Below are 12,607 nucleotides of genomic sequence, written 5' to 3'. Positions count from 1 at the left end.
ATTCTACAGAGGATCGCAGGACTGTCAACCTTCAATCTCGGTAAAACCTGTTCCTGTTCAAGCGCTTAGGTGTAAAAAGGCACGGTCAATCGGTCTGGAACGCAGGCAGGGCAAGGCCTGCGGCTCTATCATGAGTGCTCTTTCGATTGAGAAAATAAATCTCCGGTACTTTTCCTACAAAGGAAAAAGAAGATTCAGGGTACTGGTGCTATATACAGGTGTCAGTGAGATACTGCCGGCATGACGCACCCACACCTCATTTCTTCGCCATGAACACTGCTTTTATATGACGCTGCGAAAAATCATCCACGTCGATTGTGACTGCTTCTACGCCGCCATCGAGATGCGTGACGATCCGCGCCTGGCCGGTAAGCCGTTGGCGGTGGGCGGATCGGCGGATCGACGGGGGGTGATTGCCACCTGTAACTATGAAGCGCGGGCTTATGGCGTTCGCTCGGCCATGTCTTCCGGGCATGCCTTGAAACTCTGTCCGGACCTGACCATCGTCAAGCCGCGCATGGAGGCCTATCGAGAAGCATCGAAGGAAATTCATACGATCTTTCGCGATTACACCGACCTGATCGAGCCGCTTTCCCTGGATGAGGCCTACCTCGACGTGTCGGACAGCGCGCATTTTGGCGGCAGCGCCACGCGAATCGCCCAGGACATTCGCCGCCGTGTCTCCAACCAGTTGCACATCACCGTGTCGGCCGGCGTGGCGCCGAACAAGTTTCTCGCCAAAATCGCCAGCGACTGGAAGAAGCCTAACGGCCTGTTCGTGATCACGCCGGATCAGGTGGAAGACTTTGTCAGTGGTTTGCCGGTGAGCAAATTGCACGGCGTTGGCAAAGTGACTGCCGACAAACTCGGCCGGCTCGGCATTGTCGATTGCTCGCATTTACGCGAATGGGACAAGTTGGCGCTGGTGCGCGAATTCGGCAGTTTCGGCGAGCGACTCTGGAGCCTGGCCCGTGGGATCGATGAGCGGTTGGTGCATAACGACAGTCGGCGGCAATCGATCAGTGTCGAAAACACTTACGACGTGGACCTGCCGGATCTGGTGAGTTGTCTGGATAAATTGCCCGAGTTGCTGGAGTCCCTGCATGGTCGCATGGCTAGGATCGACAGCAGTTATCGGCCGGGCAAGCCGTTCGTCAAAGTGAAATTTCATGACTTTACCCAGACTACGTTGGAGCAGGCCGGGGCAGGGCGGGATCTGGGGAGTTATCAATTGCTGCTGACCCAAGCCTTTAACCGTGGTGGGAAACCGGTGCGGTTGTTGGGGATTGGTGTGAGGCTGGAGGATTTACGGGGCGGGTTTGAGCAGATGGAGTTGTTTGAGCGGTAGGGGCAGGATTTTGGTGTTGTGGTGAATGTAATGACGCCTTCGCGAGCAAGTCGAATCGTCGCACCGCCGCTCCCACATTGGATTTATGGTGTTCACAAAACCAATGTGGGAGCGGGCTTGCTCGCGAAGCTTTCAAGCGTTTAATTGGGCCCCGGATCCGCCACCAGTCGCCCGGCATCCTTGGTCAATGACTTGAGGAATTCGGTCTGCAATTCGGGATCGTTGCGGGTCAGTTCGATCAGGCTCTGTTCCAGCTCGCTGGCTTCTTCTTCCAGGCCCAGTTCCGACAGACGTTTGACCCGGTGTACCCACTGGCTCACTTCGTCGTCTTCGAGGTCGTCGTAAATCAATCCATGCGCTTCGAGCAGCTTGCCGCGCAAGTTGCTGCTGATCGCCAGGGACGAGTCGGTGTGCACATCGTCCTTGTTGTCTTCGACACTGATTTGCAGCTTGCCCAGATGATTGAGCTCATGTTCGGCGAACGGGCTGTCCAGCAGGTTCAGGCGCAACACGCCGTTACGGTCGGTGGTCAGTTCGAAGGTGTTCTTGCCCGCCTTGACCTGCACCGGGCGCTCACTCCATGGCAGGCTCGAGTATTCCGTGCGCTTGTCGCGCTGGACTTCGTCGATACCCGCCAGGTTCTGTTGCGCCCGACCATGGGACTGCGCGTTCATGAATGGGTTGAGCCCGGCGAAACCATAGCTGAGCCAGTCCTTCGTCACGCTGTCCGACAGATTGCCGAGGGCGAATACGTTGACCACGTTCGCACCGACACCGGCCACCACGGCCACCGCACCCAACGGGATCTCGTAGATCTCCCTCCAGGGTTGATAAGGCGTATAGCGATCATAGTGACGCGTGACTTCGAATTCGGTGACTTCGAAAGTCTTCTGCTCGTGGATCTTCACCCGACGTTGTGGCAACTCGAGCACCTTGGGCTCGCCGACATCGATCTGCAGGCTGTGATCGAGCAATTTGCGCTCGACCCGTTCCTCGTGCTCGTTGCGTTGTGACATCTGATTGGCACAGCCGCTGACCAGCAGGGCGCCGCACAGGGCGGCGCCACCGAGGCCTAAGGTGTTTCGCTTGAACATGACGTCTCTATCTGATGTCAGCGGCGGATACGGGCCTGGAGGAAAGACAACACGTCAGCGACCGGCAGCGCTTGCGCCTCGGCCTCGGTGCGGCTCTTGTATTCCAGATTGCCGTCGGCGAGGCCGCGGTCACTGACCACGATCCGGTGTGGAATGCCAATCAGCTCCATGTCCGCGAACTTGATGCCTGGGCTGGTTTTCTTGTCGCGGTCGTCCAGCAGCACTTCGAAGCCGGCGGCAGTCAGTTCTGCGTAGAGTTTGTCGGTGGCTTCGCGAACCTGTTCGGTTTCGTAGCGCAACGGAACCAGGGCAACCTGGAACGGGGCCAGAGCATCGCTCCAGATGATTCCGTTCTCGTCGTTGCTCTGTTCGATGGCGGCTGCCACCACGCGGGATACGCCAATGCCATAGCAGCCCATTTCCAGGGTGACCGGCTTGCCATTCTCGCCCAGCACTTCGCACTTCATCGCCTTGCTGTACTTGTTGCCCAGCTGGAAGATGTGCCCGACTTCGATACCGCGCTTGATTTCCAGGGTGCCTTTGCCGTCAGGGCTCGGATCACCGGCCACGACATTACGCAGGTCGGCAACGGTCGGAACCGGCAGATCACGTTCCCAGTTCACGCCGAAGTAGTGCTTGTCGTCGATGTTGGCACCGATGCCGAAGTCGCTCATCAGCTCGACGGAACGGTCGATGATGATGGGCAGTGGCAGGTTCAACGGGCCAAGAGAACCGGCGCCGGCGCCAATGGCGTCGCGCAGTTCAGCTTCGGAAGCCATGACCAGCGGGCTGGCAACGCCAGGCTGGTTGGCGGCCTTGATTTCGTTCAGCTCGTGGTCGCCACGGATGATCAGGGCAATCAGTTTGCCTTGTTCTTCAGCGTGTACCACCAGGGTCTTGATGGTCTTTTCGATCGGCAGGTTGAAGCCTTCGATCAGTTGCGCAATGGTCTTGGCGTTCGGCGTGTCGACCAGGCGCAGCTCTTCGGTTGGCGCGGCACGAGAGGTTTCGCGCGGTACGGCTTCGGCCTTTTCGATGTTCGCTGCGTAGTCGGAACCGTTGCTGAAGACGATGTCGTCTTCACCGGATTCGGCCAGCACGTGGAACTCGTGGGAGCCGGCACCACCGATCGAGCCGTTGTCGGCTTCAACCGGGCGGAACTTCAGGCCCAGGCGAGTGAACACGTTGCAGTACGCCTGGTGCATGCGGTCGTAGGTGATCTGCAGCGAAGCCTGATCAGCGTGGAACGAATAGGCGTCCTTCATGATGAATTCGCGGCCGCGCATCAAACCGAAGCGTGGGCGGATTTCGTCACGGAATTTGGTCTGGATCTGATACAGGTTGATCGGCAGCTGTTTATAGCTGCTCAGCTCGTTACGCATCAGGTCGGTGATGACTTCTTCGTGAGTCGGGCCGGCACAGAAATCGCGACCGTGGCGATCCTTGAAGCGCAGCAATTCCGGGCCGTATTCTTCCCAGCGACCGGATTCCTGCCACAGTTCAGCCGGTTGAGTGCTCGGCATCAACACTTCGAGAGAGCCGGCGGCGTTCATTTCTTCACGCACGATGGCTTCAACCTTGCGCATCACTCGCAAGCCCATGGGCAGCCAGGTGTACAGGCCCGAGGCGAGTTTGCGGATCATGCCGGCGCGCAGCATCAGCTGATGGCTGATGACAACCGCGTCGGAAGGCGTTTCTTTCTGTGTGGCGAGCAAAAATTGACTGGTGCGCATGGTTGGCCGTTGTCGGTTGCTGATGACGAGAAATGACGGAACATTGTACGGGCGAGATCTGCTGGCGTACAGGCGTGCGGCCGGCTGTGTCGCAGAGGACGAAAATCTGCCCTCTCTGTGATGCTTCTGGCATTAAGTGACTACGATTTTTCAAATGCCTACGATTCTTCCGCGACTTGGGGCTGAACCGGCTCCGGCGTCGGTGTCGGGCCCGCTCGGCGATTTTCCTGGAACCAGTGCAAGGCGATCAACACCAAGGTTGGAACACCCAGCAGGGCAGTGATCAGGAAGAAGTTGTGATAGCCGAACTTTTCCACCATGACCCCGGAGTAGCCGCCGATGAGGCGGGGCAGCAGGAGCATGATCGAGCTGAGCAGGGCGTACTGGGTGGCAGAGAACTTGAGATTGGTCAGGCTCGACAGGTAAGCGACAAATGCTGAAGTCGCCAGCCCCGAGCTGAAGTTATCCAGTGAGATGGTGGCGATCAGCATCTGCAGATCGGCACCCATATCCGTAAGCACCAGGAACAGCAGGTTGGTACCGGCCGATGCAACGCCGCCAATGAACAGGATAGGCAGAATACCGAAGCGCACGATCAGCAGGCCGCCCATGCCGGCGCCGACCAGCGTCATGATCAGGCCGAAAATCTTGCTGACGCTGGCAATCTGATCCTTGGTGAACCCCTGGTCGATGTAAAACACGTTGGCCATCACGCCCATGACCGTATCGGACATCCGATAGGTGGCGATCAGTCCGAGCAGCAGCAGGGCTTGCCAGCGGTAACGCAGGATGAAGTCGTTGACCGGCGTCAGCACCGGAGCCAGGCCACGGCGACCCATGGCCGACAGGCACAGGCCGGTAAGCGTGATATAGAGGATCGCCCGCAGGAACGCACGGTCTTCGAGCAGCAGGTCGAGCACGCTGACGCCGTCGAACAGTACGCTGGCGAAGTCAGTGTTGTAGAGCTGGGTGAACATGGCCGGTACGGACACCAGCAACACGATCAACACGAACACCGACGCCAATTGATGCACAAAGCTGTAGCGCCCGGCCTGCAACTGAGTGCGCAAAGGCACCGGCGGTTCGCGCATGAATAGGGTGGTCAGCAGCGCCGGGACCATCAAGACGCCGAACAGCACGTAGGTGCCGGTCCACGCCGCATGCTTATAGTTGAAGCCAGTGGAGCCGAAGCCTTCGGCGAAGAACAATGCACCGGCCGTCGCCAGCAGGGCCGCGACCCGATAACCAGCCATGTAACTGGCCGCCAGCGCGGCTTGGCGGGTTTCGTCGGCGATTTCCAGTCGATAAGCGTCGACGGCGATGTCTTGCGTCGCTGAGGCGAAGGCGACGACCACGGCGATCGCGATCAACCAGGACAGGTGTTTTTGCGGGTCGCAGAATCCCATGCCGATCAGGCCAAGGATAACGAGTGCCTGAGCCAATACCAGCCAGGAGCGTCGTCGACCAAGCTTGCCAAGAAATGGCAGGCGCCATTGGTCGAGCAGCGGGGACCAGACCCATTTAAAGGCGTAGGCCAGGCCGATCAGGCTTGCATAGCCGATGGTTTCGCGGGCCACACCGGCCTCGCGCAGCCAGACTGAAAGCGTCGAAAACACCAGCATGTAGGGCAAGCCGGCGGCGAAACCAAGCAGCAACAGCACGAGCGTCGAGGGGCTGGCATAGGCGGCGAGCGCGGCGCGCCAGGTTTTACGGGGCATGGGCTGGAGTCTGCCTCAAGGATTACGGAAACAAAGCGCGCACTCTAACCGCTGTGCTCTACCGGGCGCCACCCATGGCGCTGAATATCAACACGATTGTTCAGGACACTGATGCCTTCCATGCGCAATCGGGCCCGTTGTTCATCCCCCGAAGGGCTGCCCACAGGCAGGCTGATCCGACCGCCGGCACCCAGTACCCGATGCCAGGGAAGTTTAGTGTCGCCGGGCAATTGGCTCAGTGTTCGCCCGACCCAGCGGGCAGCACGACCCAGTCCGGCGAGCTCGGCGAGCTGGCCGTAACTCACGACTTTGCCCTCGGGCACTTGCGCCAGGGTCAGGTAGAGCGCCGTGCGTCGGATTTGCGCTGCGCTTTCGGTTTCAGCGGTTGAGTCGGTCACGTCCCGGGTTTCCTGAAAAAATGCGCAATTGACCGTCTGTAGAGTAAATCCAGGATCGCCGATTGAGAAATGAACTCAATAGAAAAAGTCGGGTCAGTCCTTGCTAGGGCCTTATTCCTATGGATAATGCCGACTTTTTTTCGCAAAGTTGAGCCTTCGATTCGCTTATGTTGTCTAGAACCTTGCTGTGCCTCGCTGTCGTCAGTGCTTCCACTCCCTTGCTCGCCGATACCGTCTGGTTGAAGAACGGTGACAAATTGAGCGGCAAAATCACCGTGTTCGATGGTGGCAAGCTGCTGATTCAGACCGAGTACGCGGGCGCGGTTCCGATCGACTGGAATCAGGTCAAAACCCTGGAAAGCGATCAGCAACTGCTGGTCAAACAGGATGCCTACACCGGTGAGAAGGCCAAGTCGCTGCACGCGGCAGAGGACGGCAAAGTCACCCTGGCCAACGGCGATGGCCCCAAGACCGTGGAGCTGGCCAGTATCCAGCAGATGCTCAAGCCCAAACCGGTGGTCGAGGATCTGGTCTGGAAGGGGCATGTCGATATGGCGCTCGATTACCAGCGTGCCGAAAAAGACACGGATGATTATGACGTCGACTTCAAGACCAGTGCGCGCCATGGCAGATGGCGGCATACGGCAGAAGGCGAGTACAACCGCGAGTTCCAGGATGACGTGGTCACCACGGATAATTGGCGGGGTGAGTATGCCCTCGACCGTTTTCTTACCGAGAAATGGTTCTGGCAAGGTCGTTTGAACTATAAGCGCGACAAAGTCGAAGAGCTCGCCCGTCAGCGCACCATCGGTACCGGCCCCGGTTATCAATTCTGGGATAACGAGCTCGGCGCCTTCTCCCTGGGCTCGCTGCTGAACAACACGGACTACGAATATTCCAACGGCAACAAGGAAAACTTCTACTCCCTGGCAATGAAGTGGGACTACAACCGCTACCTGATCGGCAAGAAGGTCGAGTTCTTCACCAATGGTGAGGTTGGCAAGCCGCTCTCGGGCGTGGCGGATTACGCCCTCGATGCCGAGGTCGGCCTGCGCTACAAGGTCACCGATTGGGCGTCGCTGAACCTGAAGGCCGAGAAAGACATCATCAGCGGTAGCGAAGAGGCCGACCTGAGCAAGACCCGATACACCGCAGGGTTTGGCGTGACCTGGTAACACGCTGAAAGATCAAAAGATCGCAGCCTCGCTTCGCTCGACAGCCCCTACAGAGATCGCATATCAATGTAGGAGCTGTCGAGCGAAGCGAGGCTGCGATCTTTTTTGCCATGCAAAAACACACAGGCACAAAAAAGCCCCGCTTTTGAGGGCGGGGCCTTTTACTAAAGCAAGTACAAGTTAGATAACTTGAACTTCTTCAGCTTGCATGCCTTTCTGACCGCGGGTAGCGATGAAAGAAACCTGTTGGCCTTCTTTCAGGCTTTTGAAGCCGTCGGATTGGATAGCTTTGAAGTGAACGAACAGGTCGTCACCGGATTGTGGAGTGATGAAGCCGAAGCCTTTTTCATCGTTGAACCACTTAACGGTACCGGTTTGGCGATTAGACATGGTGTAACTCCTTGAACAAAGATAACTGCGACGCAGGAAGAACCCTGGCCGAGACTGAGTGCAAAGAGCAGGAAAAATTCTTGTAGATGGTTGGATCGAAATTCAACATATCGTGTAGAGATTCTCAGTGACACAAGCAGCACAGTGGCGCCACCTTAACCCTTTTTCCGGAACGTGCCAATGTTTCTTGCGAAGGTTTCTCTGTTTTCATGACTGACGGTGCATTGAATAGCGGTGACGACCCAGGATTCACGGGCGATTGGCGAGAATTATCTCCCGGACTTTGAACCCGGCGCGCCTGCCCGGTAAGATGCCGGACAGAATTTTTCCACCTCGCTATTCAGGACACCCGCCATGAGCATCAAATCGGACAAGTGGATTCGCCGCATGGCGCAAGAGCACGGCATGATCGAGCCCTTCGTCGAGCGCCAGGTGCGCGGCAGCGACGATAGCCGCGTGATCTCCTACGGCGTGTCCAGCTACGGCTACGATGTGCGTTGCACCAATCACTTCAAGGTGTTTACCAACATTAATTCGGCGATCGTCGACCCGAAAAACTTCGATGCTGGCAGCTTCGTCGACATCCACAGTGACGTGTGCATCATTCCGCCGAACTCCTTCGCTCTGGCCAGCACCGTCGAATACTTCCGCATCCCGCGTAATGTATTGACCATTTGCCTGGGTAAAAGCACTTACGCGCGTTGCGGCATCATCGTCAACGTCACGCCGCTCGAGCCTGAGTGGGAAGGTCACGTGACCCTGGAATTCTCCAACACCACCAATCTGCCGGCGAAAATCTATGCGAACGAAGGCGTGGCGCAGATGTTGTTCCTTGAGTCGGACGAAGAGTGCGAAGTCTCCTACAAGGACCGTGGCGGCAAGTACCAGGGCCAGCGTGGCGTGACCCTGCCGCGTACCTGAGTCAGCCGTCTGACAAACCGTTGGAATTCCTGAGCGGGCGTACACTCTATGGAATGTACTGCTCCGATTCGCGCAAGGCGGATCGGGCCATCGCTCAGGAGTGCTTCATGAAGATCGATCCGCGAATAAGTGCCGAACTGGCAAGGCTTGAGCCCAATCAGGTTGGCGTACTGGCCTGGTCCTTGTTGGCACATCCGCCCGTCATGGCAGGGGGCATCCCCACTCAGCCAGATCCCGACACGCCCAATGAAGAGCCAAAAGAGCCCGGAGAGCCCACCGTGCCGGATAAGCCACCGCCCGCGCCTGTGGCCTGAGTTCCAGCAGATACCTTGCGACCGTAGGAGCTGCCGAAGGCTGCGATCTTTTGATCTTGAAAATCAACATCAAAAGATCGCAGCCTTCGGCAGCTCCTACAGTGATCCGTAGCGGTGGGCGAACCTGCGATTTTTTTATTTCAGGTTGCCGCTGAGGAACTGCTTCAACCGCTCGCTCTTCGGGTTGCCCAGCACATCCTCCGGCGGGCCTTCCTCTTCCACCAGCCCCTGATGCAGGAACAGCACCTGGCTCGATACCTTGCGGGCGAAGCTCATTTCGTGGGTGACCATGATCATGGTCCGGCCTTCTTCGACCAGGCCCTGAATCACCTTGAGCACTTCGCCTACCAGTTCCGGGTCGAGCGCCGAGGTCGGTTCGTCGAACAGCATCACCTCCGGTTCCATGGCCAGTGCGCGGGCAATGGCTACCCGTTGTTGCTGGCCGCCCGACAGGAACGCCGGGTACTGATCTGCTACGCGCGCCGCCAGGCCAACCTTGTCGAGGTAACGTCGGGCACGGTCTTCGGCCTCTTGCTTGCTGCAACCAAGGACCCGGCGCGGGGCCATGGTGATGTTTTCCAGCACCGTCATGTGGCTCCACAGGTTGAAGTGCTGGAACACCATGGCCAGGCGGGTGCGGATTCGCTGCAGCTCATCGGCATCGGCCACGCGCATGCCGTGGCGGTCGTGGATCATGCGGATCGTCTGGCCATCCAGGCTCATGGCGCCGTCGTTGGGTTGTTCGAGAAAGTTGATACAGCGCAAAAAGGTGCTTTTACCCGAGCCGCTGGCGCCGATCAGACTGATGACGTCGCCGGTTTTGGCCTTGAGCGAAACGCCTTTGAGCACCTGATGATCGCCATAGCTTTTATGCAGGCCTTCAATGGTCAGTTTGTACATGGGGCATGCATCCTCAAGGCGAAAGTAGGTAGCCGCTGCGATAGGCTTCGATGCCCGCGACGTGGGCGATCACCATGCCGGCAGTGGCCATGCGCCGCAACGAACGGGCGTACATCAGCCCGGCGGCGGTGCAATGAACAGGGGTGACGCGATCATTGATCGGGTCGATGATTTCGGCAATCAGTTGTCCGGCCTCCAGGTATTCCCCGGGCAGGGCTGTGAACACCAGCAGCCCGCCCACCGGGGTCGCCACCGGTTCGACGCCGGCCAGCGGTGTCGCCGGGTAGGGTAGCTCGGGCAATGGCGCCGGCTCACCGGCGATCGCGCCGAAATGAATCAGATAATCGATCAGCGCCTGGCAATCGAGGCTGGCCAGCGGGTGATTGACGTCACCCTGGCCGCGCAATTCGACGGTCACTGAAAAACTGCCCAGCGGAATTTCGAATTGCTCGCCGAAACGCTCCCTTAACTGCCACCAGAGCAGGGTGAAGCATTCATCGAACGATTGGCCACCCGAATCGGTAGCCAGCAGGCTGGCTTCCGAACCGATGTAGCGCGCCAGTGGCTCGACCCGGGGCCATGCCTCGGGTGTGGTGTAAAGGTGCGCCACGGCTTCGAAATCGCAATGCAGGTCCAGCACCATGTCTGCATCGCAGGCCAGCCGTTGCAGGGTCAGGCGTTGGGATTGCAGTTGAGTGCCTGCGGTCTGCCGCGCCAACGCCTTGCGCAGGCTGTCGCGGATCAGTTCGAGGTTACGTTGCGGATCGTCGCCGAGCAGGCCTTCGATCTCGTTGCCGACTTCTTCACTCAGGTCGACGAACCAGCGATTGAAGTTCTGCCCGCTTTCCAGCTCGTAGCGGCCCAGTGGAACGTCCATCAACACCTGTTCCAGGCCGACCGGGTTGGCCACGGGCACCAGCACAATTTCGCTGCGCAGATGGCCGGCGGCTTCCAGCTCCGCCAGACGTCGCTTGAGGTGCCAGGCCACTAACATGCCGGGCAACTCATCGGCATGCAGGGAGGACTGGATGTAAACCTTGCCTTTGGCCGACGACGGGCCGAAGTGGAAACTGTGAATCTGTCGCACGGTCCCCGGCAGCGGGGCCAGCAGGTCATGAATCTGGTGGCGCATGTACGAGTTGTCCTAGTGAGTCGGGCCGAGGAAGGCCAGCCATCGGCGTTCGGCGAGGCGGAACAGGCCGACCAGCGCAAAGGTAACGGTCAGGTAGATCAGCGCGGCAATGCCGAATGACTGGAATGTCATGAAGGTCGCAGAGTTTGCATCGCGAGCGACTTTCAAGACATCCGGGATGGTCGCGGTGAACGCCACGGTGGTCGAGTGCAGCATCAGAATCACTTCGTTGCTGTAATAAGGCAACGAGCGACGCAGGGCCGACGGCATGATCACGTAGGCGTAGAGCTTCCAGCCTGTCAGACCGTAGGCCTTGGCCGCTTCGACTTCACCATGCGCCATGCTGCGAATCGCCCCGGCGAAGATCTCCGTAGTGTAGGCGCAGGTGTTCAGGGCGAAAGCCAGGATCGTGCAGTTCATCGCATCGCGAAAGAACGCATCGAGGACCGGCTGGGCACGTACGGAGGCCAGGCTGTAGATGCCGGTGTAGCAAATCAGTAGCTGGATATACAGCGGCGTGCCCCGAAACAGATAGGTATAAAACTGCACCGGCCAGCGGATATAAATTTTGGGCGAAACCCTGGCGATAGACAGCGGGATCGAGACCACAAAGCCGATGAAGAGCGAAGCGCTGAGCAGCCACAGGGTCATGGCCAGGCCCGTGATGTTGTTGCCATCGGTATAAAGGAAGGGTTTCCAGTATTCCTGCAAGAGTTCGATCATCGTACGGCCTCCCGGGAACCGGCGGCGTAGCGGCGTTCGAGCCAGCGCAGGACGACATTGGAGGCGCTAGTGATCAGCAGGTAGATCAATGCGGCAAGCACGAGGAAGTAGAACAGTTGGTAAGTACTTTTGCCGGCGTCCTGCGCGGCCTTGACCAGATCGGCGAGGCCGATGATCGAGACCAGCGCGGTGGCCTTGAGCATCACCATCCAGTTGTTACCGATGCCTGGCAAGGCGAAGCGCATCATTTGCGGGAATACCACGAGACGAAAACGCTGACCGCGTTTGAGGCCATAGGCCGTGGCGGCTTCGACCTGGCCTCGCGGTACGGCGAGAATCGCTCCGCGAAACGTTTCAGTGAAGTACGCGCCATAAATGAAGCCCAAGGTGATGACCCCGGCGCTGAAGGGGTTGATTTCGATGTATTCCCACTCCATGAAATCGGTAAACGAGGTCAGCCAGGTCTGCAGGCTGTAGAAAATCAGCAGCATCAGTACCAGGTCGGGCACCCCGCGAATCAGCGTGGTGTAGAGCTGCGCCGGTATGCGCATCAGTTTGACTTTTGACAGTTTGGCACTGGCACCGAGCAGGCCGAGCAATACCGCCAGCAACAGTGACAACACCGCTAATTGGATGGTCATCCAGGTGCCTTCCATCAGCAGCGGGCCGAAGCCCTGAAGGCTGAAGGCTGAGAGCCCCAGGCTTTGTAATAGGTTTTCGAACATAAATCAGCAACCTGATCGGATAAAAAAAGCGCCCAT

The 12,607-nt window shown here is 58.4% G+C and carries 13 protein-coding genes; 4 read left to right on the top strand and 9 right to left on the bottom strand.

Translation table 11 applies throughout. The annotated features are described in order from the left end of the window. The first annotated feature begins 286 nt into the window (after positions 1–286). Positions 287–1,348 (top strand): DNA polymerase IV, encoded by a 1,062-nt coding sequence (dinB, locus tag ABH909_RS26435; protein ID WP_429438792.1) that lies wholly within the window; start codon positions 287–289, stop codon positions 1,346–1,348. A 140-nt stretch (positions 1,349–1,488) separates the two neighbouring features. On the opposite strand, the gene ABH909_RS26430 is transcribed toward dinB, so the two are convergent. From ABH909_RS26430 to ABH909_RS26415, 4 genes are all read right to left on the bottom strand, one after another. Further along, a complete protein-coding gene (locus ABH909_RS26430) occupies positions 1,489–2,442 on the bottom strand; it encodes a hypothetical protein (RefSeq protein ID WP_429438790.1) in 954 nt (317 codons plus the stop codon). A gap of 17 nt (positions 2,443–2,459) precedes the next feature. Then, complete coding sequence (locus tag ABH909_RS26425; RefSeq protein ID WP_429438787.1) at positions 2,460–4,175, bottom strand: proline--tRNA ligase; 1,716 nt, start codon at positions 4,173–4,175, stop codon at positions 2,460–2,462. A 158-nt stretch (positions 4,176–4,333) separates the two neighbouring features. Next, the gene (locus ABH909_RS26420) at positions 4,334–5,893 is read right to left on the bottom strand and encodes an AmpG family muropeptide MFS transporter (RefSeq protein WP_429438784.1); all 1,560 of its coding nucleotides are present in this window, start codon (positions 5,891–5,893) and stop codon (positions 4,334–4,336) included. Positions 5,894–5,937: 44 nt separating this feature from the next. Continuing rightward, on the bottom strand, positions 5,938–6,291 hold the full coding sequence (locus ABH909_RS26415; RefSeq protein ID WP_007940587.1) for an MGMT family protein: 354 nt from the start codon (positions 6,289–6,291) through the stop codon (positions 5,938–5,940). A 167-nt stretch (positions 6,292–6,458) separates the two neighbouring features. Between ABH909_RS26415 and ABH909_RS26410 the strand changes: the two genes are divergently transcribed. Next, the gene (locus tag ABH909_RS26410; protein WP_429377889.1) at positions 6,459–7,466 is read left to right on the top strand and encodes a DUF481 domain-containing protein; all 1,008 of its coding nucleotides are present in this window, start codon (positions 6,459–6,461) and stop codon (positions 7,464–7,466) included. A gap of 180 nt (positions 7,467–7,646) precedes the next feature. Here the strand turns inward: ABH909_RS26410 and ABH909_RS26405 are convergent, their stop codons facing one another. Further along, positions 7,647–7,856 carry a cold-shock protein gene (locus ABH909_RS26405; RefSeq protein ID WP_002554837.1) on the bottom strand — a complete coding sequence of 70 codons (210 nt, stop codon included), beginning with the start codon at positions 7,854–7,856 and terminating at the stop codon, positions 7,647–7,649. A 354-nt stretch (positions 7,857–8,210) separates the two neighbouring features. Between ABH909_RS26405 and dcd the strand changes: the two genes are divergently transcribed. Beyond that, on the top strand, positions 8,211–8,777 hold the full coding sequence (gene dcd, locus ABH909_RS26400; protein WP_007904652.1) for a dCTP deaminase: 567 nt from the start codon (positions 8,211–8,213) through the stop codon (positions 8,775–8,777). A gap of 107 nt (positions 8,778–8,884) precedes the next feature. Then, positions 8,885–9,091, top strand: a complete 207-nt coding sequence (locus ABH909_RS26395; protein WP_095632425.1) for a hypothetical protein — start codon at positions 8,885–8,887, stop codon at positions 9,089–9,091. A gap of 135 nt (positions 9,092–9,226) precedes the next feature. Here ABH909_RS26395 and ABH909_RS26390 read toward each other — a convergent pair whose 3' ends face one another. The 4 genes from ABH909_RS26390 to ABH909_RS26375 are packed head-to-tail and all read right to left on the bottom strand — an operon-like array spanning position 9,227 to position 12,571. Next, positions 9,227–9,991 (bottom strand): ABC transporter ATP-binding protein, encoded by a 765-nt coding sequence (locus ABH909_RS26390; protein WP_429438780.1) that lies wholly within the window; start codon positions 9,989–9,991, stop codon positions 9,227–9,229. A gap of 13 nt (positions 9,992–10,004) precedes the next feature. Continuing rightward, positions 10,005–11,123 carry a succinylglutamate desuccinylase/aspartoacylase family protein gene (locus tag ABH909_RS26385; protein WP_429438777.1) on the bottom strand — a complete coding sequence of 373 codons (1,119 nt, stop codon included), beginning with the start codon at positions 11,121–11,123 and terminating at the stop codon, positions 10,005–10,007. Between the two features lie 12 nt (positions 11,124–11,135). Then, entirely contained in the window at positions 11,136–11,846 is a 711-nt protein-coding gene (locus tag ABH909_RS26380) for an ABC transporter permease (RefSeq protein WP_429438774.1), read from the bottom strand. Next, a complete protein-coding gene (locus ABH909_RS26375; protein ID WP_095632421.1) occupies positions 11,843–12,571 on the bottom strand; it encodes an ABC transporter permease in 729 nt (242 codons plus the stop codon). The genes ABH909_RS26380 and ABH909_RS26375 overlap by 4 nt, the downstream gene beginning before the upstream one ends. Positions 12,572–12,607: the final 36 nt, after the last annotated feature.

Origin of the sequence: Pseudomonas sp. BS3782 TE3695, from assembly GCF_050435305.1 — a bacterium.
Taxonomy (GTDB): Bacteria; Pseudomonadota; Gammaproteobacteria; order Pseudomonadales; family Pseudomonadaceae; genus Aquipseudomonas.
Note: the sequence above shows the minus strand (reverse complement) of the source record. Positions and strands in the feature narration are given on the sequence as shown.